Genomic DNA, 24,784 nt, shown 5'->3' with positions numbered 1-24,784 from the left:
CGTACACACAAGCCACTATTGCCAAGCCGCAGGCCCGCAGCGCCAATGAATAAGCTCCCTATTGGGGCGAACTATCCTTGCTGTTTGATAGCCACGTCATTGGCACGAGCTTGGTGCCATCCCGCCATTCCTTCAGGCCAACGATTCCCGGGATATCGCCCCAAATGTCACGAGACGCATGGTCCAGAACAATGACCTGAAGCTTACCCTTGGCGGCCAATACAACCTTGCTTAATACCTCGAAAGCTTTGTGTACCGCATCGACATCTTCGTCGCGCAGACGCGGCTCTTGCTCCTCCTCCTCGTCTTGGCGCCGTACTAGACTCTTGGGAAAGTAGACCTGACTAGGCTGGTCTAGAACTAAGAACCCTGGAACCGGACTGTTAGGTTGGGATATGTAGAATTGATGCAAAGCAAGCAGCATAGCCAAGTGATAGGAGAGCCAATTTGAGCCGCTACCGATCTCGGATAAATAATCGTCACGATCCGTGCCGCGGACCTTGATTGTTAAGTCATTGATTTCCAGCGAGATCGGGTCGTCGGAGTTTTCCACGTCCAGGAAGGGGAGCAGGCGGCCAGCACGCGTATTGACGGCGGCCAAGGCGCGGCGTTTGCGAGACTCAACGTCCTGGACTCGTAACTCGGCGTCCAACGCTTGAACCGTTTGACGCAGCTTGTTCACCTCTTCGACTAGGCCGCCATCGCCGCCTAACCGCCGATGTAGATCCAGTGCAGCTTCAAGATTTCCCACGAAGCGCTCGGCATTTTTCGCGGCGAACTGGCGCTCACTTGCCTCCTTCGATCGGCTCGACAGCGCCCGTTTGCGAATCTGAACTGAGCGGAGACGCTCGGTTGCCTGGTCGACTTCGGTCGTCACTCGCTGTAGTTCACGATCAAAGGCTGCTGGCACCTCCTTGTCAACACCAGCCTCCGCCTCAACTTCCTCAAGACGGGCAGCGAGCACCTCAAGCTTGCCGCGCGCCGATGCCGTGTGGCTGCCACAAATGGGGCAATCCACCTCTCCATCGACGTGACCGATAAGCCAACTGGAAAGCTGCAGACGGCCGCGCTGTAATCCGATGGCCGCATCGTACTGTTCTACACCGGTGAGCATGCGGTTCATCTCTTCCAGTCGGTGCCTCAGCGACGTAAGCTCGCGCGATACCTCTCGCTCCTCGGACTCAAGGCCCTGTAGTTCGCTCAGCGCGTCGGAGATCGTCGCCGTACTGACTGAAATAGTTAAATCCGTGCGGGATACAACCTCTTCCAGCAACTCGATTATCTGCCCACGTGTAGGGGGAAGCTCAAGCTTTGGCGCCAGCCCAAGCTCCTGGGCTTCGCTGAATTTGGAAGTGAGATCAGCCAGCCAATGGGCAGACACCTGCTCGGCATCCTTGAGTTCGCGCTCCTTGCGCCGCAGTTCTAACTTAGTTCGCGCCAATTCGAATTGTTTCGCCATCAAAGCAGGCGTCACGGCACCCAGTACGTACGGAAAAATCTTGCGCAGCTTCTCCCGATGCTCGTAGGTGTTAGTTTTAAAAAACAGCACGTCCGGATTGGCCACGATGTTCTGAGGCTGGAACGTAAATGCCGCCAAATCGCGAAAACTTGGCCTGCCGTCGAAGCCAGTCGACTCATCTCCGCCCGTAAAATCTAGCTTCGAAAGACCTGCCAGATCATCGAGCAATCGCTTTACCGTATCGGCATTGGTATTTTTGGTGATACGCTGCGGAATGTCGACAATATTGTCCCCCTCTATTAAGAACATATCGTCAGTGCTACGTTGCGAACCCGGCTCGCGGCGAGCCAGCAGCTTATCCCCCTGGGATGTGGCGACTATTACACCAAACCATTCACAATGCTTGCGAATAGTATTAACAGGAATCGAGCAGGTAGCAGAGCCTAAACAGTAGTCAATAATGGGGATGACCGCGGACTTCCCGGTACGAGAAGCCCCGCTGATCACATTGACCTTTCCCAAATCAAATCGTAGCCGACGCGGACTGAAGACCGGATTGCGAGGCCAGAGCACGACAGAACGGATCTGGAGGAACATCAGAGCCTCACCTTCAATGTTGTGGTTATCTCATGTAGGGTCAATTGCCCGCACCAGCTGCCCAGCTTCTCAGCGTCATTCATTAGTTGTTTGACTTCCTCGGGCAGGCCCCGTGCCTTAGTCTTTGACAGTGGCATGACTTGGCCTGATTCTGTCACATGGATTAAGTGCCCGGCAGCAGCCAGCTCAATCGACTGCAGCGTCAGAGTACGCCAGCGTAGCGACCGATCGTGGATTTGAAGAAGAAGATCCTGCTTAGACACTCTGCTATCCCCAAATTTGCCGGCGAAAGCCCGTAATCCTGAGCTAAGCCAAGTACGGCGCAAAAGCTCCACTGTTGCCTGATGCAGCACGATGGGTAATACCAAGAACAGGGTAGGCAGGGGGGGAGCACCAGCGGTTGGATGAGCCGCGACATAGGCGCAGCAGAAACGCCAGACGAGGGCCGCACCGAGTGCAGGATTCTGTACGTTCTGTGCTTCTCTGGCCAGCATCGTCATGCTGCCCTCTTCGGCTTAAGCTGAATCGCGAAGTCGGGATGCCAGCCGATGGTCAGGTCGTCGGCTAGCCGGTGTAGACAACCGGGAACGAAGTGATCAGGCGTGCCCTTCTCTTGCACCGCAACGCTGACCTGCATACAGTCCGCATACAGTGCCTTTCCTTGAACGTCGCCAGATTTACCACTATGAGCTACCTCGCAGGCGAGCCGCTTGTTTCTCCAACTGCGCTTGAGGTTGCCATCGAGTTCTTCGAAAGAGGAGGCATCCACCTCACCACTCGCAGCCCATGCAGTACGGTCCGCAGCTGCCATCAGATAGTCGCCCACTGCCTCAAGCTTGTCTTCGAATGGCATCCCGATCAGATCGAGCTGCTGCACAAATAGCCGGGGTAGGTGGCCCTTGGCCTCCTCATTACTAGGCCTCTTTGCGCGAGTCTGCAGTACAGTATCCCGGTCAATCTTACGGACATAAGCCCCATACCAAGTATGGAAATCGTCGCGTGAAATAATGGCGGGCTTGCGCGCCTCCAACAGCTCGTCGATGCGCCGCTTCACGACACCAGACATATGGTCCGCGATATCTTGGATTTTGCTCTGAGAAATCGGATGGGTTCGGAGTAAGGCTTCAACATCGGCCTGGGGGCTGCCAGAGCCACACGTCAAGTTGAAATTCCTGACCACCTGCGCCACGATGGCTAAATCGGCGCTGAGGACATTCTCGACATAGGGTGCAATCTCCGCAGCCACCTCATCGCGCTTTACATAGCTCGGAGCTTCCCCCCACAAGGTATCGCGCGCTAGCAAAATAGCTGCCTGCGCAGAATCTTCCGAAACAGCACCGTGAAGGGCGTCGACCAATGTCCCTGATACTGGGCGCGACACATACAGTTCAAATGTAGTGCGTGCCGGATTACAACCGCCTTGAGTAGCTAGGGTCACCCAATTCGACAAGGTTTTCCACAGTGGTTTGGCCCGGTCGGCCACCGGATTAGCGGTGAGCGCACTCTTGCTCTGACCCAGTTTGACTCCCTTATTGTCTTCCTGAGCGAGGTCGTCCAAGTACTCCATACTGCAAGCACTACCGGGAGGGGCCAACAAAAGAAGTTGAACGAGCCGGGTGTATTGGAGCCCGATGCCTAATGCTTGGCCCGGCACTTCAGTTTTTCGTCGTTCGCGAGAGGTACCTGCCCCCTTTAATTTCGGCATTTCATTCCCCTAGTGGTGACAACATAATATTACATATTCCGCCCCATCGTTCTTAGGTACCCGCATTAAGCCCCTGAGCGAATTGCAACGACCATACTCGAATGAACAAGCCAAGGTTCGCCCACCATTACCGCCTATCGAGTCAAAATCTGATAGCGAGGTACCTTGACGTCAAATTGAGGAGCATCTTAATGCCTTGAAACCGGCGTAGACCAAGCACAGATATGGAATGAACCGACCTCGATCGTCTATTCCCATCCAGCTTCGAACCTCTTTGTGATTGCCAAGTCGGCATAGGACTCAGGCCCGCCAAGGAAGCAATGCAGCAGGCTTGTTTGCTCCCGCGGAGCTTTTCGGCTTAAGTACAGCCCGTCAATGCCAGACAACCAATACTTACTTAACCTCGAACATAGCAAAGCCGATGCTGGTAGATCCATCTGCTTTTTAAGACCGTCGTCCGCCTGGATACCCTGAAGCAGCATACTCGACCGACCGCTCTGAGTCGGAACCATACATAGGCTGAGCGCGGTCTCGCGCGATGAACTGCCGTGCAGCGAGGAACACATGACGTCGACAGCAATCGTGTTGCACGGTCCGACCAGTGCAGGAAAGAGCAGCTTGGCAAAGGCACTCCAAGATAGTTCGGAGATTTCCATGCTCCACATCTCGCTCGACGCCTTCGTCGAAATGTCCCGAAGGCGAGACATGCGATCAGAATGCGAGCTGCGTGCGGCCCTCAGGCTTCATTACCTTAACCGGCAAGCCACTCTAAAGCGCGCAGCGGCCAGCCACTTCGAAATCGTCCTGGATCTTGTGCTGCGGGATATACCCGTTTTAAAGGAATGTATTGCCGCCCTGGCGCCGCGTAGCACTTACGTCATTGGCGTTAAATGCCCGTTGGATGTATTGGAAAATCGCGAGCGAGGTAGATCTGACCGCGGCAATGGAATGGCACGATCTCAATTCGGTGACCCTGCTTATTCTTGGCCCTATGCGATGGACATCGATACTTCGACCTGCAGTCCCGAGGAAAGTGCTGGCCGCATCCGCTCATTTATCAATGGGCAGAGTATGTGATGCGGGTCTGGTCGGAAGATATACCCCGGAGTTTCCCGGATGGCCTACGTCAAAGAATTCTTTGATCTTCAACTACAGTTCGCTCGAAGAGTTTCCGAAATAGGCACGATGCCGTTGGTAATGGCTCTCCTGGACTACACAAATCTCTACGTAAGGTTTGTTGGCGATCGACACTACGATTGCAGCAATCCGGTCTGGTTGGCATACCTGGCATCGTTAAAAGGCGAAGTCGATCCCGGCGATTGGACCTATCGTTTTTACCTCGATCGACTGCATCAACCGAGGCCGGAGCTGGCAATCGCGACGTTTGGGTGCTTTTCGTATGCGCGAGGGAAGGCAGGTCAAATCCGCTTGCATTTTCAGAATGCGGACATGCATCTGCACGGGCCATTAAGCGTCGAGCGCTCGGCGTTGCGGACATCCGAGCTGGCATCCTTATTCCACCATGTCCGCTCCGTCCAAGGGGAGGCCGCGAAGGATGTGGTTGGTGTTTCGTGGCTCTACAATCTGCCCGCCTACAGACGCCTATTCCCCGAACGGTATGTCGCTTCGGCTAGCGTGGCAAAAAATAATTCCGCAACATGCCTCTTTGGGGGCAATTCTTGAATCGCTATGGTGGCGTCAGAAAGGATACGGTAAACGCGTTCATGCGACGGATTGCCGATCAGACGACCATGGATGGCCTCGAACAATGCTTCGCGCTTCAGCCGCTTAGCGTTTCTGCACCGATTGAGGTGTTCTCGGAGTTCTACGCGGAGGTTGGTCCGGTCCAGATCGACCGGCTACCGCCCACGAACTTGTGAAGACACAATAACGAAAAAGTATCCTTACAAAAAATTGGGTTACAGTTCATGCCGAAACCGCCAGAAATCGGTAAGCTTCCGCGCAAACATAAAGCTGAATAAGCGCGGAAGCGTACGCCCCACCACTTCGGCCGCGCGCGGTTTTTACGTGAGGGTTACATGGGTCTCCGCTTTACGCGTGTCACGAAGCCGGTCTATGCCGGCGCTGTCCTGGCCCTGATGCTCGCCGCCTGCGGCGAACGTCCACAATTGAATCCCGGCCCGCCCCAAGTCGGCGTGGTCACCGTACAGCCCGAGCGCACCCCCAGCATCACCGAACTGCCCGGCCGCGTTGACGCGGTGCGCGACGCCCAGATTCGCGCCCGCGTCACGGGCATCGTGCAGAAGGTCGCCTTTGAGCAGGGCGGCGACGTCAAGGAAAACCAGCTGCTGTTCAAAATCGATCCGGCGCCTTACAAGGCCGCCTACGATCAGGCAGCCGCGCAGCTCAAGCAGTCCCAGGCCGACCTGTACAGCACCAAGGCCCTGGCCGACCGCTATGCGCCGCTGGTGAAGGCCAACGCCGTCAGCAAACAGGAATATGACAATGCCGTCGCCGGCTACCGCCAGGCCGACGCCGCGGTCGCGGCCGCGCGCGCCAGCCTGCAGACGGCGGCCATCAACCTTGGCTACACCGATGTCACGTCCCCCATCGCGGGCCGCATCGGCAAGCCGCTGGTGACCGAAGGCGCGCTGGTCGAGGGCTCCTCGGCCACGCAGATGGCGCTGGTGCAGCAACTGGACCCGGTCTATGTGGATTTCACCCAGACCACCGGCGAGCTGGCCCAGCTGCGCAGGGCGCTGGCCAGCGGCCAGTTGCAGAAGTTCGGCGACGACGGCGCCCAAGCCAAGGTGGTGCTGGAAGACGGGTCCGAATACAAGCACGCGGGCAAGCTGCTGTTCACCGGCATCACGGTGGATCCCGCCACCGGCCAGGTCAACCTGCGGGCCCAGTTCCCCAATCCCGATCATGACCTCTTGCCCGGCATGTACGTGCGGGTGAGACTGACCCAAGGTGTCGACAACCAGGCCCTGCTGGTGCCGCAACAAGCCTTGCAGCGCACGCCGGACGGCTTGCAAAGCCTGATGCTGGTGCGCGACAACAAGGTGGCCTCCATCAACGTCACCACGGCAGGTGTCAATAACGGCCGCTGGATCGTCACCAGCGGGCTGAAGGCCGGCGACGTGGTGATCGTCGAAGGCTTCCAGAAAATTCGGCCCGGCGCCCCGGTGCAGGTGTCGCAATGGACGCCGGGTCAGCCCGCCCAGGCGCCCACCCCGGGCGGTGACGCCGCCAAGGGTGCGGCGCCTGCCCCGGCCGCCGCGCCCGCCGCGGAAAAGAAATCCTGACGCAGGGCCGCTCTGCGCCCCCTTACGGTTAGCAGTACCTGTCCCCAGGACACCTGACACATGCCGCAATTTTTTATCGATAGACCGATCTTTGCCTGGGTCGTCGCCTTGTTCATCCTGCTGGCGGGCATATTGGCCATCCCCAATATGCCCATCTCGCAGTATCCCAACGTCGCGCCGCCCGCGATCGAGATCACCGCCACCTACCCGGGCGCCTCGGCCAAGGAAGTGGCCGATTCGGTCACCAGTTTGATCGAGGATCAGCTCAACGGCGCCAAGGGCCTGCTGTATTACGAGTCGGTCAGCGACTCCAACGGCCAGTCCACCATTACCGCCACGTTCGAGCCGGGCCGCGACCCCGACCTGGCGCAGGTGGACGTGCAGAACCGCGTGGCCAACGTCACCGCCCAATTGCCGGCGGCGGTCACGCAGCAGGGCCTGCAATTCCAGCAGACCAGCACCGGCTTCCTGATGATCGTCACGCTGTCGTCGACCGATGGCACGCTGGACCAGACCGCGCTGGCCGACTACGTCACGCGCAATATCAAGAACCCCGTGTCGCGCGTGCCCGGCGTGGGCCAGTTCCAGCTGTTCGCGGCACCGCGCGCCATGCGCGTGTGGATCGATCCGCAAAAACTGGTGGGCCTCAACCTGAGCATGGCCCAGGTCAACCAGGCCATCTCCCAGCAGAACGTGCTGATATCGGGCGGCAACCTGGGCGGGCCGCCCAACCCCGACAGCCAGCGCACCACCGCCACGGTGGTGGCCAACGGCCAGCTTGCGACGGTGGAAGGCTTCGGCAATATCGTGCTGCGCGCCAATACCGACGGCTCGGTAGTGCGGGTGCGCGACGTGGGCCGCGTGGAGATCGGCGCCGACAACTACTTCTTCGGCGCCCGCCTGAACGGCAAGCCGACCGCGGCATTCGCCATCGTGCTGTCGCCCGACGCCAATGCCTTGCAGACCGCCGGTGGCGTGCGCACGCAGATGGAGCAGCTGTCGCGCTATTTCCCCGCCAACATCAAGTACGACATCCCCTACGACACCGCGCCCTACGTCAAAGTATCCATCCTGGACGTGGTCAAGACCCTGGGCGAGGCCATGGTGCTGGTCTTCCTGGTGATGTACCTGTTCCTGCAAAACGTCCGCTATACCGTGATCCCCGCCCTGGTGGTGCCGGTGGCGATGATGGGCGCCTTCGCGGTGATGCTGGCGCTGGGCTTTTCCATCAACGTGTTGACCATGTTCGCCATGGTGCTGGCCATCGGCATCCTGGTGGATGACGCCATCGTGGTGGTGGAGAACGTCGAGCGGATCATGGCCACCGAGGGCCTGGGGCCCAAGGAGGCCACGTCACGAGCCATGCCGCAGATCACGGGCGCCATCACCGGTATCACCCTGGTGCTGGTCAGCGTGTTCCTGCCCCTGGCCTTCATGGGCGGATCGGTGGGGGTCATCTACCGTCAGTTCTCGGTGGCCATGGCTGTGTCCATTTTCTTCTCGGCCCTGCTGGCGCTGACCTTCACGCCAGCGCTGTGCTCGACCATCCTGAAGCCGGTGTCGGCCGACCACCATCACGGCAAGCGGGGCTTCTTCGGCTGGTTCAACCGTCATTTCGACGCCACCACCACCGGCTACCAGAACTGGGTCTCGCGCATGCTGCACAAGGGTGGCCGCATGATGCTGATCTACCTGGTGCTGGTCGTGGCGCTGGGTTGGCTGTATCTGCGCCTGCCGTCGTCCTTCCTGCCGGAAGAAGACCAGGGCTACGTCATCAGCAACATCGAACTGCCCACGGGGTCCAGCGCCAATCGCGCGGTGGAAGTGCTGCAGCAGGTCGAGAAATATTTCCTGGCCGAACCGCAAGTCCAGAACATCATCGCGGTGCAGGGCTTCAGCTTCAACGGCAACGGCCTGAACGCCGCCATCGCCTTCACCACCCTGAAGGATTTCGAGGAGCGCAAGGGCAGGCCCAATTCGGCGCAGGCGGTGTCTTTCCGGGCCTTGAACAAGCTGCTCATGGGCATCCATGACGCCATGGTCTTCACCGTGGTGCCGCCGGCGATCTCGTCCCTGGGTAATGCCACCGGCTTCGATTTCCGCTTGCAGGACCGCGCCAACGCCGGCACCGAAGCGCTGGGCCAGGCCACCGGGGAACTGATGGGGATGGCGATGCAAAGCCCCATCCTGTCGCAGGTGCGTATCTCCGGCCTGGGGCCGGGCGCGCAACTGAGCCTGGACATCGACCGCGACAAGGCCGCTGCCCTGGGCGTGGACTTCTCCGAGGCAGCCAGCCTGATCTCCACCGCGGTGGGCAGCGCCTTCATCAACAAGTTCCCGAACTTCGGGCGCATGCAGAACGTCTGGGTGCAGGCCGACCAGCAGTACCGCATGCAGGTGGAGGACGTGCTCAAGCTGAACGCGCGCAACAGCGATGGCGGCATGGTGCCCCTGTCGACCTTCGTCACGCCGCACTGGAAACAGGGCCCCGTGCAGATCGTGCGCTACAACAGCTACGAGTCCATCCGCATCAGCGGCGACGCCCAGCCGGGTCACACCACGGGCGAAGCCATGGTGGAGATGGAAAACCTGATGAACAAGCTGCCACAGGGCTTCGGCTACGAGTGGAACGGCCTGTCCTATCAGGAACGGCAGGCGGGCAATCAGGCGCCCATCCTGATGGGGTTGTCGCTGCTGGTGGTCTTCCTGGTGCTGGCTGCCCTGTATGAAAGCTGGGCCATTCCGATTTCGGTGATGCTGGTGGTGCCCCTGGGCATGCTGGGTGCGGTCGGCCTGGTGAGCGCCCTGGGGATGTCGAACGACGTGTACTTCCAGGTCGGCATGGTGACGGTGATCGGGCTGGCGGCCAAGAACGCCATCCTGATCGTCGAGTTCGCCAAGGATGAATATGCCCGCGGCAAAGGCCTGATGGAGGCGACGGTGGACGCGGCGCGGCTGCGCTTCCGCCCCATCCTGATGACGTCGCTGGCCTTCATCCTGGGCGTGATCCCGCTGGCCATCGCCAGCGGCGCCGGCGCCGCCAGCCAGCGCGCGGTGGGTCTGGGCGTGCTGGGCGGCATGCTGGCCGCCACGCCTTTCGCCGTGATCTTCGTGCCGACGTTCTTCGTGGTGGTGCTGGGCTTGTTCAAGACCAAGCCGCGCCTGCTGGGCGCTGAAGCCCGCCGGTTCGAGGCTGAACAGGCCGAGAAACGCGCGCGCGCCGCCGCCGACGGTCCACCGATCCCGCCCATGGCGGCGCCGGGGCCGTCGTCCACCGACGACAAGGAGCAACCATGAGCACGGCCCGCATCCCTGCGCGGCAGGCCATGAGCCGCGCTGCCCAATCGCTGGCCGGGACGCGCGTGCCGCGCGCCGTGCCGGCCCTGTCCGTATGCCTGCTGGCCGGCCTGTTGTCCGCCTGCACTTTGGCCCCCGACTATCACCGGCCGGCCGCGCCGGTCCAGGCCGATTGGCCGGACCAGCCCAAGGTGGTCTACGACGGCTATGACAAGGCCGCCACGGCCGGGACCCAGCCCGCGACCGCGGTCACCCCGGCCGGCGGCACCGCCGCCGCCGACCTGGGCTGGCGCGAATTCTTCCGCGACGAGCAGCTGCGTTCGCTGATCGCCCTGTCGCTGGCCAACAACCGCGACCTGCGCGTGGCGGTACAGCGCGTCGAGGAAGCCCGCGCGCAATGGGGCCAGCAGCGCGGCGAGCTGTGGCCGTCGATCGGCGCCGGTGTCCAGGGCACGCGCCAGCGGCTGCCGCCCAAGTTGCGGGTAGGGGGCACGGACAGTCCTTCGATTTCCAGCCAGTACCAGGCCGGCATCGGGCTGACCACCTTCGAGATCGATGTATTCGGCCGCCTGCGCAGCCTCTCCGAAGCGGCTTACCAGAACTTCCTGTCCACCGAGCAGGCGCAGCGCAGCGTGCAGATCACCCTGATCGGGGAGGTGGCCCAGGCCTACCTGAACCTGCGCGCGGCCGATGTCCAGCTGGATCTGACCCGCAAGACGCTGGACTCGCGCCAGCAGTCCTACGACCTGGTCAAGCGCCGCTTCGACGGCGGCGTGGCGTCCGAGCTGGATCTGAATCAATCCAAGTCGCTGCTGGACACGGCGTCGGCCGACCTGGCGCAGCTGGCCCGCGCCAAGGCCCAGTCGCTCAACGCCCTGGTGGTGCTGACCGGCGCACCGCTGCCGGCGGACCTGCCGGCGCCCGCGCCGTTCGAGATGGACCGTGTCATGGCGGCGGTACCCGCCGGCCTGCCCTCGGACCTGCTGGAGCGGCGGCCGGACATCCTGTCCGCGGAGAACAGCCTGCAGTCGGCCAACGCCAATATCGGCGCGGCCCGCGCGGCCTTTTTCCCGACCCTGAGCCTGACCGGTCTGTTCGGCGTGGCCAGCCCGTCGCTGTCCGACCTTTTCAAGGGCGGCAACGGCTACTGGAGCTTCTCGCCGTCCATCACCACGCCCATCTTTGCCGGCGGCAGCATCCGCGCCGGCCTGGACCTGGCCAAGGCGCGCGATAATATCGCGGTGGCGCAGTACGAAAAAACCATACAGACCGCGTTCCAGGAAGTCTCGGACGCGCTGGCGGGCGAAGCGACTTATGGCGCGCAGCTGCAGGCGCAGCAGGCGTTCCAGCAGTCGTCCGCGCGCAGCCTGGAGTTATCGAACCTGCGCTACACGGGCGGCATCGACAGTTATCTGCAGGTGCAGAACGCCCAGGTGGATTATTTCAACGCCCAGCTGGGAGTCGTACAGACCCGGCTGGCTTCGCTGGTCAACCGGGTACAGCTCTACAAGGCGCTGGGCGGAGGCTGGGAAGAAACGACCAAGATGGCAGCGCAATGATAGAACTAGGTGTAAATATCGATCACGTGGCGACGCTTCGGCAGCAGCGCCACGCTGGGTACCCGGACCCCATCCTCGCCGCGCTGCGCGCCGAGGATGCGGGGGCCGATCTGATCACCCTGCATCTGCGGGAAGACCGGCGCCATATCCAGGATGCCGACGTCCATGTGCTGCGGCCGCAATTGCGCACCCGCATGAACCTGGAATGCGCGGTGACGGCGGAAATGCTGGACATCGCCTGCCAGGTGCGTCCCAACGACGTGTGCCTGGTGCCGGAAAAGCGCGCCGAGCTCACCACTGAAGGCGGCCTGGACGTGATCGGCGGGCAGGCCGCGGTCACCGCCGCGGTCACGCAGCTGCGCGAAGCGGGCATCCGGGTGTCCCTGTTCATCGACCCCGAAGCCACGCAAATCGAAGCCGCCGCCCGCGCCGGCGCCACGGTCATCGAGCTGCATACCGGCGCCTATGCCGAAGCGCAGGGCGCCCAGGCCGTGGCCGAGCTGGCCCGCATCAAGGCGGCCATCGCCGAAGGCCTGCGCCATGGGCTGCGGGTCAATGCCGGCCATGGCCTGCATTACGGCAATGTCCAGCCCGTGGCCGCGCTGGATGGCCTGGCCGAACTGAATATCGGCCATGCCATCGTCGCCCAGGCGGTTTTTGACGGCTGGGACAAGGCCGTGCGCGACATGAAGGCCCTGATGGTGACGGCGCGCGTGGAAGCGGCGCGCGGCAAGGTATTCACGCCCGCTTAAGGCGGTGCCGTGTCGGCGTATGATGGACGGCCGTGTCCGCGCCGCAGGGTGTAGCCTGGTGCCGCAACCTGCCACGCAGATCAGCCATCCATCGTATCCATCATGACCACGCAGTCTTCGAACCCGCTTCCTGAAGGGCCGGCCCCCGCCATCGCCGGCATCGGCATGGACCTGATCCGGGTCGACCGTATTGCCCGGGCGCTGGAGCGTCACGGGGATCGCTTCGCGGAAAAAATCCTCGGCCCGCAGGAAATTCTCAAATTCCAGGCCCGGCGCAAGCGCGATCCGCGCCGGGGCGTGCTGTTCCTGGCCACGCGCTTCGCCGTCAAGGAGGCCTTTTCCAAGGCGATCGGGCTGGGCATGCGCATGCCCATGACGTGGCGCCGCGTGCAGACGCTGAACGCGCCCAGCGGCCGGCCCATCCTGGTGCTCGCGCCGGAACTGCAGGCCTGGTATGACACTCGCTTCGGCGCCGCGCATGTCTCGCTGACGGACGAGTCCGACATGGCGGCCGCCTACGTCGTGGTGGAGACGCGGCGCTGAGCCGCCCGCCACTGCTTATCGGAGTTCAATTCAAACATGTCCAAAAAAGATAAATCGCTGCCCCCTGGTCCCGTCATGGTGGATGTGGCGGGCACCACGCTGACCAAACAGGAAAAGAAACGCCTGCGCGATCCCCTGGTCGGCGGCGTCATCTTGTTCGCCCGCAATTTCCACGATCGCCGCCAACTGGCCGAACTCACCGCCGACATCCATGATGCGCGCGACGAACGGCTGCTGATCGCGGTGGACCACGAAGGCGGCCGCGTGCAGCGCTTCCGCAGCGACGGTTTCACGGTGCTGCCGCCCATGCGCCGGCTGGGCGAGATCTGGAATCGCGATCCGCTGGTGGCCATGCGGGCGGCCACCGATGTCGGCTACGTGCTGGCCGCCGAGTTGCGCGCCTGCGGGGTGGACCTGAGCTTCACGCCGGTGCTGGACCTGGACTACGGCGTCAGCAAGGTGATCGGCGATCGCGCTTTCCACCGCGATCCGCGCGTGGTGACCATGCTGTCGCGCGCCGTGATCCAGGGCCTGGGCCTGGCCGGCATGTCGTCCTGCGGCAAGCATTTCCCCGGGCATGGCTTCGTCAGCGCCGATTCGCACCATGACATTCCCGTCGATCCGCGCAGCCTGGAACGCATCTTGCACGAGGACGCGGCGCCCTATGGCTGGCTGGGCGACAACGTCTTGAGTTCGGTGATGCCGGCCCACGTCATCTATCCCAAGGTGGACAAGCATCCCGCCGGGTTCTCGCGCCGCTGGGTCAGCGAGATCCTGCGCGACCGCCTGCATTACGACGGCGTGGTGTTTTCCGACGACCTGACCATGGAAGGCGCGTCGGTGGCGGGCGACATCCTGGCCCGCGCCGAGGCCGCTCTGCACGCCGGTTGCGACATGGTGCTCGTGTGCAACCGGCCCGACCTGGCCGATGAATTGCTGGATCGCCTGAAATGGCAGCTGGATGAGCTGTCCGTCGAACGCATCCGCCGCCTCATGCCCCGTTTCCGCGCCCCGCGTTGGGACGCCTTGCAAGCCGAACGCCGTTATCAGCATGCCCGAAGCAGTCTTCAATCTGAAATCGTTTCTGGCTGACCTGCCGCATCTGCCGGGCGTGTACCGGCATATCGATGCGGAAGGGCAGGTCATGTATGTCGGCAAGGCGCGCGACCTGAAGAAGCGCGTCTCGTCGTATTTCCAGAAAACGCTGAGCAGCCCCCGCATCGCCCAGATGGTGTCCAAGGTGGCGCTGGTCGAGGTGACGGTGACCCGTTCCGAGGCCGAGGCGCTGCTGCTCGAAAACAACCTCATCAAGAGCCTGCGGCCGCGCTACAACATCCTGTTCCGCGACGACAAGTCCTATCCCTATCTGTGGATCACGGGGCACGACTGGCCGCGCATCGCCTACTACCGCGGCTCGACCAATAAGCGCGGGCAGTTCTTCGGCCCATTTCCCAATGCCTGGGCCGTGCGCGAGACCATCCAGATCCTGCAGAAGGTGTTCCGTCTGCGCACCTGTGAGGACACGGTCTTCGCCAACCGCTCGCGGCCCTGCCTGCTGCATCAGATCGGGCGCTGTTCGGCGCCCTGTGTGGACGCGGTGCCGGCCGAGGAGTACGCGCGCGACGTCGATCGGGCGGGGCGGTTTCTCAATGGGCAGGCCAAGGAAGTGATGGGCGAGATCGAGGTGCGCATGCTGCGCGCGTCGGAATCGCTGGAGTTCGAACGTGCCGCCGCCTTGCGCGACCAGATGGGTTCGCTGGCCCGGGTGCTGCATCAGCAGACCATGGAAGACGTCGGCGGCGAGGACAGCGACATCGTCGCCGTGGCGGTGGCCGGCGGGCGGGTGTGCGTCAACCTGGCGATGGTGCGGGGCGGTCGCCACCTGGGCGACAAGCCTTTTTTCCCGACCCATGCGGAAGGCGAGGCGGCGGGCGACGTGCTGGAAGCTTTCGTCGGCCAGCATTACACGGACAACAAGCTGCCGCCGGTGCTGGTCTGTTCGCATGCGCTGCCGGACGCCGAGCTGGTCGATTTGCTGGCGGAGCAGGCCGGCATCCGGGTACGGGTGCTGACCCGGCCGCAAGGGGTACGCCGGTCCTGGCTGGAGCAGGCGCAACGCAACGCGGAAATGGCGTTGGCGCGTGCGCTGACCGAGTCAGGGGCGCGCGCGGCACGCACGCTGGCCCTGGCCGAGGCCCTGGACCTGGATACCGACGAAGCGGCCCTGGATGCCTTGCGCATCGAGTGTTTCGATATCAGCCATACGGCGGGTGAGGCGACCCAGGCATCCTGCGTGGTGTTCGAGCATCACGAGATGCAGCCGTCGCTCTATCGCCGCTACAACATCGCCGGCATCACCCCGGGGGACGACTACGCCGCGATGCGCCAGGTGCTGACGCGCCGCTTTGCCAAGGTCGCCGACGGGGATGCCGAGCTTCCCGGGATTGTGCTGATCGACGGTGGCAAGGGCCAGGTCGAAGTCGCGCGCCAGGTGTTCGTCGAACTGGGACTGGATATTTCCGTGCTGGTCGGCGTGGCCAAGGGGGAAGGGCGCAAGGTGGGCCTGGAAACCCTGGTCTTCCCCGACGAGCGGCCGCCAGTGGCGTTGGGAGGCGAGTCCGCCGCCCTGATGCTGATCGCCCAGGTGCGCGACGAGGCGCACCGCTTCGCCATCACCGGCATGCGGGCACGCCGCGCCAAGACGCGCAATGTGTCCCGGCTGGAGGAGATCGAAGGCGTGGGGGCGCGGCGGCGACAGCGGCTGCTGGCGCGGTTTGGTGGATTCTCCGGGGTGTCGCGGGCGAGTATCGAGGAGCTGGCTTCGGTGGAAGGGATTTCGCAGGCGTTGGCTGAGCGAATCTACGAATCATTACATTGAGCCCCCCGTACCACGGTACGCGTGGCCCCCCAGGGAGCGCCACCGGCGGACTGGCGGAGCCAGCTCCGCGGTGGCCCCGGTCGATCGGGTTCTTAAGGTAGGTGAGGGACGCCCGAGCGACTGCGAGGGGCACCTAAATGTCATTTATATAGGACAAACAGACCGCCGCGGGGGGGCGGTTGACGCCGTGGATTCATCGCCAGTTTGCGATTGGTTGCCGGGTTTTTGCCCGAAGTTGGCGGGGGATCGCCGTTCACGGCCCTTATGACAAATCTTGTAGCGCTGGCTGATGTAGCATACGCGTCATCATGCCCCTAAACGTACCGATCATTCTGACCTGGCTGCGCATCGCCATGATTCCGCTGGTGGTGGGCCTGTTCTATCTACCCGGCAGTTGGCTAAGCGAAAGTAACCGCGACATGCTGGCCGCGGTGTCTTTCATCATCGCGGCATTGACCGACTGGTTCGACGGCTGGCTGGCGCGCCGCTGGAACCAGACGTCGTCGTTTGGCGCGTTCCTGGATCCGGTCGCGGACAAGCTGATGGTCTGCGCGGCGCTCATCGTCCTGCTGGACCTGGGGCGTGTGGATGCGTTCATTTCCCTGATCATCATCGGCCGTGAGATCACCATCTCGGCGCTGCGCGAGTGGATGGCCAAGATCGGCGCCAGCGCCAGCGTGGCGGTCCACCGTCTGGGCAAGTTCAAGACGGCGGCCCAGATGATCGCCATTCCGTGCCTGCTGTACAACCAGCCCATTCACGGCGTCAGCACGCGCGTGGCGGGCGACATCCTGATTCTTGTCGCCGCCGTCCTGACTGTGTGGTCGATGCTGTATTACTTGCAGCGGGCCGCGCCGGCGATTCGGGAAAAGAGCCGGTAGGCTCCGCGGTCCGGCGCCCATGTCGGACGCTTTCGAGTGCGCTAGCAAGCACCGCTGGCTGGCGCACTACCGTAGGGTGCTCCTTGGCGTTTATTGCCGCGCCGTGCGCGTATCCGCTGGCGCCGGCATGCCCTTCGTTGCCCGCCACGGGTTGATGTCCAGTCCGCCGCGCCGGGTGTAGCGCGCATAGACCGACAGCGTTTCGGGCCGACATGTTTGCAGGATGTCCGTGAACATGCGTTCGACGCAGTGCTCGTGGAAATCGGCGTGCTGGCGGAAGGACACGATGTAGGCCAGCAGGCCGGCGTGGTCGATGCGCGGGCCGCGGTAGTGGATGCGCACGCTGCCCCAGTCGGGTTGCCCGGTGACCGGGCAGTTCGATTTCAGCAGGCGTGACGTCAGTGTTTCTTCCACGATTTCAGCTTGACCCGCGACCTGGTCCGCGACGCGCAGCAAGTGCGGTGCGGGCGTGTAGGCTTCGATGTCGATATCCAGGTCGTCCAGGCAGACGCCGTCCAATTCGGCGACCCGCTGCATATTGAATTCTTCAGGCGCAATCAGGCGCACGCCCACGGGGCCGCCCGCCGCCGCGCTCAGGTCCTGCTCGATGCGCGCAGCCACCGTCGCCATGTCCGCCATGCGCTCCTGGTTAAAGGAGTTCAGGTAGAGCTTGAATGACTTGGATTCGATGATGCATGGCGTGGTGGCAGGCACGGTGAAGCTGGCCAGCGCCACGCGCGGTTTGCCGCGCGGGTCCAGCCAGGACACTTCATAAGCATTCCAGATGTCCACGCCTTCATCGAAGGGCAGGCTGTCCGCCGTGATACCCAACGCCGCCCGATTGGGCGCGCGGTCGATGGGAAACAGCAGGGTGGCATCGTAGCGGTCGGGATAAGCGACCTCGTGCCCCAGGGGCGCATCTTGCAAAGTCATGGCGGTACACAAAATTCAGTCAGACCGCCATTTTAGGCTGCGCCGGCTCGACCGTCTTCGGTCGCGGATCAAGCGTGTAAGTCGCAAGTTGCCTGATATTTTAGGCATTGAGCGGTTCAATACCTTTCAAATCAGGCATTTCGACAAGCCCATCTGGGTCTTGCGTCGGCTTCCAGTCGTCCTCCCCGACAGCTGCGAAGTGATCGGTGTAGTGGTGGACGGAGTCGCCTAATGACTCAAGAACATCGCTGTGGGCGGTCGCCGTTGGCTTCATGGCCATTCCTCTTTGAAGTTGAAAGGTCGAGGCGGTCGCGGCCCACACTATGTGCTCAACCGACCGCTGTGCGGGAGTTCGTCGCTGAGTTGCGGAATTTCGTTCCGTGCTGCTTCCCGATTGTTCCCCCGGAGTCACCGGTGTTTTTCCACATTGCGAAACGCGAGTGGAACCGCGTGAAACGGGCTGCCGCGTCGCGACAGGAGCGGATTTCATGGCGATGGATTTCATTTCGTAATCCGGAATGAGTTTTTTAGTCCATTGATATATATAACTAAAATAATTTGTCTTGTAGAAGTCTTTGAGTGATTTTGCCTCGCAGCAAAAACCTAGACTGTTATCCAACGAACCGACGAAGCGAGCAACAGATGCAAGGCGCGCGACAGGGGTTCGGTGAATCGGCGGCCAGTAGGAACAGGCAGCCATGCAGTTCGGCATTTCCACTCAAAACCTTCAAGGAGCAAGACCATGACGCACCGGGAAACCGATATTCAACGTCTGCAACAGGAATGGACCGATAACCCCCGCTGGGCCGGTATCAAGCGTGGGTATGACGCCGCCGAGGTCGTCAAGCTGCGCGGCTCGCGCGTGCCGGAATACAGCCTGGCCCAGCAAGGCGCCGCAAGACTCTGGCAGTTGCTGCACGACGAACCTTTCGTCAACTCGCTGGGCGCGCTGTCCGGCAACCAGGCCATGCAGCAGGTCAAGGCCGGTCTGAAAGCCATCTACCTGTCCGGCTGGCAGGTCGCCGGCGACGCCAACCTGGCGGGACAGATGTACCCCGACCAGTCCCTGTACCCCGCCGATTCCGTTCCCGCCGCCGTCCGCCGCATCAACAACACGCTGACGCGCTGCGACCAGATCCAGTGGATGGAAGGCAAGGAAGCAGGGCAGTGCGGCTACGTGGACTACTTCGCGCCCATCGTGGCCGACGCGGAGGCCGGCTTCGGCGGCGTCCTCAACGCCTTCGAACTGATGAAGGGCATGATCGAAGCGGGCGCGGCCGGCGTGCACTTCGAGGATCAACTGGCCTCGGTGAAGAAATGCGGCCACATGGGCGGCAAGGTGCTGGTGCCTACCCGTGAAGCCGTCTCCAAACTGATTTCGGCCCGGCTGGCCGCCGACGTGCTGGGCGTGCCGACCCTGCTGCTGGCCCGCACCGACGCCGATGCCGCCGACTTGGTCACCAGCGACGTCGACGAGAACGACAAGCCTTTCGTCACTGGCGAACGCACCGTCGAAGGTTTCTACCGCACCCGCCCCGGCCTCGACCAGGCCATCTCGCGCGGCCTGGCCTACGCGCCCTACGCCGACCTGGTGTGGTGCGAGACGGGCACCCCCAACCTGGAATACGCGCGCCGCTTCGCCGAGGCCCTGCAAAAGGAACATCCGGGCAAGATGCTGGCCTATAACTGCTCGCCGTCCTTCAACTGGAAAAAGAACCTGGACGACTCGGTCATCGCCAAATTCCAGCGCGAGCTGGGCGCCATGGGCTACAAATTCCAGTTCATCACGCTGGCGGGCTTCCATTCGCTCAACTACGGCATGTTCGAACTGGCGCACGGCTACGCACGCCGTCAGATGAGCGCCTTCGTCGAGCTGCAGGAAAAGGAGTTCGCGGCGGCGACGCTGGGATTCACCGCGGTGCGCCACCAACGCGAGGTCGGCACCGGCTACTTCGATGCGGTCACGCAAGCCATCGAAGGCGGCCGCTCGTCCACCACCGCCTTGCATGGGTCGACGGAGGAAGCGCAATTCGACCATGACTCGCGCCGCGAAGCCTTGCGCCTGGCCGTGGCAGGGGGCCTGGAGATGCGCGCCACGGGCTAAGCCAGCGCAGCAGCACAGCGGCCATGGCCACGGGCCGTGGTCGCACAATGATCCGCAATACCGGCTAGCACCACTCAGCCCAAGAAGGCGCCTACCCGGCGCCTTTGTGCATATGCGTCAGTACCAAGGCCGTGGCCGCCGCGCGCGTCTCCACCCCCAGCTTCACGTACACATGCTCAAGATGCTTGTTGACCGTGCGCGGCGCCATCCCCAGGATCTCGCCGATATCCCGATTGGTCTTGCCCTTGGCCAACCACAGCAGCACTTCACGCTCGCGCGTGGTCAGCTGATATGCCGCCGCCAAGGTGTCGGACGCATCGGCAGGCAGTTCGCGCTCGTCCATCAGCAACACATACTCGCCCGCCTTGCGCGAAGCGGTCAGGCGCAAGCGCAACTCACGCTGACCCGCCGCCGCGTCCATGCCGGCAGCGCGGGTGGTCGTCAGCACCGCGGCTTCCTGGCTCTGCGGCCGCTCCAGTTGCTGGGCGATCCAGGTTGTCAGCACCGGCGCCAGCCCCGCGCTGTCTTCCGGATGGCCGAAATACTCGCTCAGCCACAGCCGCGCCTTGCTGGTCTTCCACGTGACCTGGCCCTGCGCATCCAGCACCACCACCGCATTGGCCACCGCGTCCATGGCATTCATGGCCACCGACATGATTCGTGCATTACGCAGATGCGCGTCCAGTCGCGCCAGCACCACGTCGGTATCCAGCGGCTTGGTGACGTAATCGATACCGCCCGCCTGAAACCCGCGCACCACATGCTCGGGCTCGGTCAGCCCGGTCATGAAGACCACCGGCACATGCGCCGCCACCGGATGCGCCTTGATGCGGCGGCAGGCCTCGAAGCCGTCCATCACGGGCATCAGCGCATCCATCAGCACGATGTCCGGCACCACGAAGTCCAGGCGTTCCAGGGCCGACGCCCCGTCCGTGGCGACGACCACCATATAGCCAGCTTCGTCCAGCGCGTCCGACAGCATTTTCAGGTTGTCGGGTGTATCGTCGACCAGCATCACCAGTTTGTTATCGGAGGCTTGCGGCATGGTGCTGTACGTATTCCTTCAATAGCGTGTTGTATTCGGTGAGCCGGAAATCCTTGGCCAGCAAGGCCAGATGGTCGATCAACGGCGCGGTGTGCGGAGCGCGGGCGCGGATCTCGTCCAGCCGGGCGAAGATGCCCTTGATATAACCCATGGCGCCCAGCTCCAGCAGGGACTCGGCATCCTCCCGTTCCAGCGCCACTTCGCGCAGGCGTGCTTCGTCGGGCGCGGCGGGCTCGGGCGGCAGGGCCCGCACCACCCACTCCAGCTTCAGATGCAGGCCGATCTTGCTGAGCAGATCGTCCAGGTTGACGGGTTTCATCATCCAGTCGGTCAGGCCCGCTTCAACGGCCTCCTTGGGATCCAGGCCATAGGCATTGGCCGACACGATGATCACCGGCACGGCCACACCTTGATCGCGCAGCACGCGGCAGACTTCCGGGCCAGGCAGGCCAGGCATGGAGATGTCCAGCAGGATCAGCGCCGGCCGCAGCGTATGGACCTGGGCCAGGCAGTCCTGACCGTCACGCGCTTCGTGGATCACGAAGCCCAAAGGCTCCAGCATGTCGCGCAGAATGCGGCGCTGCGAGGGTTGGTCGTCGACCAGCAGCACGCTGCGGCGCTCGCCGGCATAGCCCACCACCGGCCCGCTGGGCCGCAGGTCGCTGCGCGGTGAACGCACTTCCGGCAGGAACAGCTTGAGCGTGAAGGCGCTGCCTTTGCCGACCTCGCTGCGCACGGTCAGCTCGCCCCCCATGATGCCGGTGAGCATGCGGCAGATGGTCAGGCCCAGGCCGGTGCCGGTATCGGCCTGCTCGGTGGCCGCCCAGCTACGCTCGAAGGGCATGAAGATGCGTTCCAGGTCCTGCGCGGGAATGCCGGCGCCGCTGTCCTCGACCTCGATCTGCACCATGTTCGAGGCATAGCGCACGCGCAAGGCCACATGACCGCCGCGGGTGAACTTGACGGCATTGCTCATCAGGTTGATGAGGATCTGGCGCAGGCGCTTCTCGTCGATGTGGACGATCTTGGGCAGATTGGGCGCGGGCTCGTAGATGAAGTCCAGGCCCTTGAGCGCGGTTTGCGGCTGGAACATCCTGACGATCTGGTCGAGGAATTCCGGCATGCGCAGGTCCGCGGTTTCCAGCCGCAGCTTGCCCGCTTCGATGCGGGCGATGTCGAGCAGGCCGTCGATCAGCCCGATCAGATGCTTGCCGCTGCGATGGATGACGTCGATGGCCTCGCGCCGCCCGGCGGGCATGGCGGCGTCGCGCTGCAGGATCTGCGCATAGCCCAGGATGCTGTTGAGCGGGGCGCGCAGCTCGTGGCTCATTCCGCCCATGAAACGGCTCTTGGCCAGGTTGGCGGACTCGGCCGCTTCCTTGGCCTTCTGCAATTGCGCATCGGTCTCGTTGTGGGCGTCGATTTCCTTCAACAACAGATTGGTCTGGCGGTCGGATTCTTCCTGCGCGACCTGGCGGCTTTCATTGGTCAGCACCAGCCACCACGCCGCCACGCCGCCGATCAGCAGCAGCGCGGCGAACAGCTTGAGGAAGGTCGCGCGCAGGGCCGACGTGTCGGCGCCGACCTGCGCGAAGGTGACGGCCTCCTGGTAGTAGATCAGCGCCAGGATGGCGGCGAGCAGGCCGCCCATCATGCCTATCGTCACCAGGTAGTGGGCCAGCCGCGTATGGAACAGCGGCGTGGCCGCGCCGGGCAGGACGCGGCGCAGGGCGGCGCCCAGCTGGTCCTGCAGGCGCGAGTCGGTCTTGCAGCGGTCCTGGCAGCGCGCGTCCAAGGTGCAGCACAGGGAGCAGATGGCGCCGCTGTAGGCAGGGCAGTGCGCCATGTCCTGGATCTCGAACGCATTGGCGCAGATGACACAGCGCAAGGTGTAGGCGTACGTGCCCGCGTCGGCGGTAGCACTCCCTGCATCCCCCGCACCCCCCGCGGCCCCGGTCCCCGCCTCGGCAGCAGCACCGCAGCCCGCGCCGCACATGCGCCCGGCGCTGTCCGCGCACCCCGCGCCGCAAGCCTCCCCGCCAGTCGCGGCGGCGCGTGCGGCCCGCGCGGCCGGCGCCAGGTCATGCGGCTGCCGCGCCAGGTAATACCGCCCCCGCGTGGCGCGCGCGATGGCCGGCGCGGTGACGAAGGCGGCGAGCAGGGCGATGAAGGGCGACAGCGCCTGCGCCACCGCGCCGAACACGCCCGCATAGGCCACCAGGGACAACACCAGCGACACCACCATGCTGCCCACGCCCACCGGGTTGATGTCGTACAGATAGGCGCGGCGGAACTCGATGCCGCGCGGGCTGAGTCCCAGCGGCTTGTTGATCACCAGGTCCGCCACCAGCGAGCCTATCCACGCGATGGCCACGTGGGCGAAGATGGCCAGCACATGTTCGAGCGCGTCGAACACGCCCATCTCCATCAGGCCGATGGCGATCAACACGTTGAACACCAGCCACACCACGCGGCCCGGATGGCTATGCGTGACGCGGGCGAAGAAATTCGACCACGCCAGCGAACCGGCATAGGCATTGGTCACGTTGATCTTGACCTGGGAGATCACCACGAACAGGGTCATCGCCCCCAGCGCCCAGGCCGGATGGCTGAACACATAGCCGAAGGCCACCAGGTACATCTTGGTCGGATCCGCCGCCTTGACCGCCGGCACGCCATGCCGCAAGGCCAGGTAGGCCAGGAAGGCGCCTGCCAGCATCTTGGCCGCGCCGGGGATGATCCAGCCCGGTCCGGCGCACAGCAGCGCCAGCCACCAGCGCTTGCGATTGGCGGCCGTCTTGGCCGGCAGGAAGCGCAGGAAGTCGACCTGTTCGCCGATCTGCGTGATGAGCGACGCGCCCACCGCCACGCCGGCGCCGAACATCAGCAGGTCGAAATGCCCGCCACCCGTGCCGGGCGCGCCGCCACCGGCCCGTCCCGGATAGTTGAACAGGCCGGCCAGCGCGCCGGGATCTTTCAGCAGGATGAAGGCATAGGGCAGCACCAGCAGCACCAGCCACACCGGCTGGGTCCAGGCCTGCAAACGATTGACCAGCGTAATCCCGTAGGTGACAAAAGGGATGATGACCACCGCGCACACCAGATACCCCAGCGATAGCGGCAGGCCGGTGCATAACTCTATCGCCAGGGCCATGATGGCGGCTTCCAGCGCGAAGAAGATGAAGGTGAAGGACGCGTAGATCAGCGACGTGATGGTCGAGCCGATGTAGCCGAAGCCGGCGCCGCGCGTCAGCAGGTCCATGTCCAGGCCATGCCGCGCGGCGTAGTAGGCGATGGGCAGGCCGGTGAAAAAAATCAACACCGACACGGCCATGATGGACCAGAAGGCGTTGATGAATCCGTAGTTCAGCGCCAGCGCACCGCCGATGGCTTCCAGCGCCAGGAAGGATAGGGCGCCCACCGCCGTGTTGGCAACGCGGAACTCTGACCACTTGCGGAAGGAGTGCGGCGTGAAACGCAGCGCGTAGTCCTCCAATGTCTCGTTGGCGACCCACGTGTTGTAGTCGCGCCGGACCTTGACGATGCGTTGAGATGCGCTGGCGTCCACGCTTGACTGTCCCTTGTTATATGCGTCGATTGACGTATGTCTGCTTTGTACTCGCTGGGGGCGGGGCGGCCACTACGTCAATCAACGTATGTTGCGCCGCGTCATGCGTTCCTAGTATTGCATCGAACCCCCGGGTACGGCGCACATTAAAACATCGCCGCGACATCGGGTTTCCCCTAAAGCGTCTCATCCGC

19 protein-coding genes are annotated in these 24,784 nt (G+C 63.2%); 11 read left to right on the top strand and 8 right to left on the bottom strand.

The features are described from left to right. Nucleotides 1–58: 58 nt before the first annotated feature. The 4 genes from ASB57_RS13345 to ASB57_RS31355 form a co-directional block, all read right to left on the bottom strand. Nucleotides 59–2,056, bottom strand: coding sequence for a DUF3732 domain-containing protein (locus ASB57_RS13345; RefSeq protein ID WP_057652675.1), 1,998 nt, complete (start codon nucleotides 2,054–2,056; stop codon nucleotides 59–61). After that, a complete protein-coding gene (locus ASB57_RS30650; protein WP_197425049.1) occupies nucleotides 2,056–2,556 on the bottom strand; it encodes a three component ABC system middle component in 501 nt (166 codons plus the stop codon). The genes ASB57_RS13345 and ASB57_RS30650 overlap by 1 nt, the downstream gene beginning before the upstream one ends. Beyond that, on the bottom strand, nucleotides 2,553–3,623 hold the full coding sequence (locus tag ASB57_RS13335) for an ABC-three component system protein (protein ID WP_231755458.1): 1,071 nt from the start codon (nucleotides 3,621–3,623) through the stop codon (nucleotides 2,553–2,555). The genes ASB57_RS30650 and ASB57_RS13335 overlap by 4 nt, the downstream gene beginning before the upstream one ends. A gap of 386 nt (nucleotides 3,624–4,009) precedes the next feature. Further along, nucleotides 4,010–4,417 carry a hypothetical protein gene (locus ASB57_RS31355; protein WP_197425213.1) on the bottom strand — a complete coding sequence of 136 codons (408 nt, stop codon included), beginning with the start codon at nucleotides 4,415–4,417 and terminating at the stop codon, nucleotides 4,010–4,012. On the opposite strand from ASB57_RS31355, the gene ASB57_RS30645 reads away from it, so the two are divergent. The 10 genes from ASB57_RS30645 (at nucleotide 4,326) to pgsA (ending at nucleotide 16,940) form a co-directional block, all read left to right on the top strand. Then, nucleotides 4,326–4,838: an AAA family ATPase gene (locus tag ASB57_RS30645; protein ID WP_082621586.1), complete on the top strand. Its 513-nt coding sequence runs from the start codon at nucleotides 4,326–4,328 to the stop codon at nucleotides 4,836–4,838. The genes ASB57_RS31355 and ASB57_RS30645 overlap by 92 nt on opposite strands. Before the next feature lie 39 nt (nucleotides 4,839–4,877). After that, complete coding sequence (locus ASB57_RS13325; protein ID WP_231755417.1) at nucleotides 4,878–5,444, top strand: hypothetical protein; 567 nt, start codon at nucleotides 4,878–4,880, stop codon at nucleotides 5,442–5,444. Nucleotides 5,445–5,800: 356 nt separating this feature from the next. Beyond that, nucleotides 5,801–7,030 (top strand): efflux RND transporter periplasmic adaptor subunit, encoded by a 1,230-nt coding sequence (locus tag ASB57_RS13320; protein ID WP_082621585.1) that lies wholly within the window; start codon nucleotides 5,801–5,803, stop codon nucleotides 7,028–7,030. Between the two features lie 60 nt (nucleotides 7,031–7,090). Next, the gene (locus ASB57_RS13315) at nucleotides 7,091–10,327 is read left to right on the top strand and encodes an efflux RND transporter permease subunit (protein ID WP_057652671.1); all 3,237 of its coding nucleotides are present in this window, start codon (nucleotides 7,091–7,093) and stop codon (nucleotides 10,325–10,327) included. Nucleotides 10,328–10,356: 29 nt separating this feature from the next. Then, nucleotides 10,357–11,886 carry an efflux transporter outer membrane subunit gene (locus ASB57_RS13310; protein WP_082622008.1) on the top strand — a complete coding sequence of 510 codons (1,530 nt, stop codon included), beginning with the start codon at nucleotides 10,357–10,359 and terminating at the stop codon, nucleotides 11,884–11,886. Next, nucleotides 11,883–12,638, top strand: a complete 756-nt coding sequence (locus tag ASB57_RS13305; RefSeq protein WP_057652670.1) for a pyridoxine 5'-phosphate synthase — start codon at nucleotides 11,883–11,885, stop codon at nucleotides 12,636–12,638. The genes ASB57_RS13310 and ASB57_RS13305 overlap by 4 nt, the downstream gene beginning before the upstream one ends. A 102-nt stretch (nucleotides 12,639–12,740) precedes the next feature. Then, nucleotides 12,741–13,181, top strand: coding sequence for a holo-ACP synthase (gene acpS / locus ASB57_RS13300; protein WP_057652669.1), 441 nt, complete (start codon nucleotides 12,741–12,743; stop codon nucleotides 13,179–13,181). A 36-nt stretch (nucleotides 13,182–13,217) separates the two neighbouring features. Further along, nucleotides 13,218–14,273 (top strand): beta-N-acetylhexosaminidase, encoded by a 1,056-nt coding sequence (gene nagZ / locus ASB57_RS13295; RefSeq protein WP_057652668.1) that lies wholly within the window; start codon nucleotides 13,218–13,220, stop codon nucleotides 14,271–14,273. After that, on the top strand, nucleotides 14,233–16,059 hold the full coding sequence (gene uvrC / locus ASB57_RS13290; RefSeq protein WP_057652667.1) for an excinuclease ABC subunit UvrC: 1,827 nt from the start codon (nucleotides 14,233–14,235) through the stop codon (nucleotides 16,057–16,059). Before nagZ ends, uvrC begins: the two co-directional genes overlap by 41 nt. Nucleotides 16,060–16,367: 308 nt before the next feature. Beyond that, entirely contained in the window at nucleotides 16,368–16,940 is a 573-nt protein-coding gene (gene pgsA, locus ASB57_RS13285; RefSeq protein ID WP_057652666.1) for a CDP-diacylglycerol--glycerol-3-phosphate 3-phosphatidyltransferase, read from the top strand. A gap of 90 nt (nucleotides 16,941–17,030) precedes the next feature. Here the strand turns inward: pgsA and queF are convergent, their stop codons facing one another. Further along, a complete protein-coding gene (gene queF / locus ASB57_RS13280) occupies nucleotides 17,031–17,873 on the bottom strand; it encodes an NADPH-dependent 7-cyano-7-deazaguanine reductase QueF (RefSeq protein WP_057652665.1) in 843 nt (280 codons plus the stop codon). Between the two features lie 100 nt (nucleotides 17,874–17,973). Beyond that, the gene (locus tag ASB57_RS31090; protein ID WP_156414154.1) at nucleotides 17,974–18,573 is read right to left on the bottom strand and encodes a hypothetical protein; all 600 of its coding nucleotides are present in this window, start codon (nucleotides 18,571–18,573) and stop codon (nucleotides 17,974–17,976) included. A 42-nt stretch (nucleotides 18,574–18,615) separates the two neighbouring features. On the opposite strand from ASB57_RS31090, the gene aceA reads away from it, so the two are divergent. Further along, nucleotides 18,616–19,977: an isocitrate lyase gene (gene aceA / locus ASB57_RS13275; protein ID WP_057652664.1), complete on the top strand. Its 1,362-nt coding sequence runs from the start codon at nucleotides 18,616–18,618 to the stop codon at nucleotides 19,975–19,977. Between the two features lie 91 nt (nucleotides 19,978–20,068). On the opposite strand, the gene ASB57_RS13270 is transcribed toward aceA, so the two are convergent. Together ASB57_RS13270 and ASB57_RS13265 are read right to left on the bottom strand one after the other, a co-directional pair. Further along, nucleotides 20,069–21,022, bottom strand: a complete 954-nt coding sequence (locus ASB57_RS13270; RefSeq protein ID WP_057652663.1) for a response regulator transcription factor — start codon at nucleotides 21,020–21,022, stop codon at nucleotides 20,069–20,071. Further along, a complete protein-coding gene (locus tag ASB57_RS13265) occupies nucleotides 21,003–24,590 on the bottom strand; it encodes an ATP-binding protein (RefSeq protein ID WP_057652662.1) in 3,588 nt (1,195 codons plus the stop codon). Before ASB57_RS13265 ends, ASB57_RS13270 begins: the two co-directional genes overlap by 20 nt. Nucleotides 24,591–24,784 lie beyond the last annotated feature (194 nt).

The sequence above is a fragment of the Bordetella sp. N genome (genome assembly GCF_001433395.1).
In the GTDB taxonomy this organism is placed as follows: domain Bacteria; phylum Pseudomonadota; class Gammaproteobacteria; order Burkholderiales; family Burkholderiaceae_B; genus Bordetella_C.
This window is presented reverse-complemented; position numbering and strand designations above follow the sequence as displayed.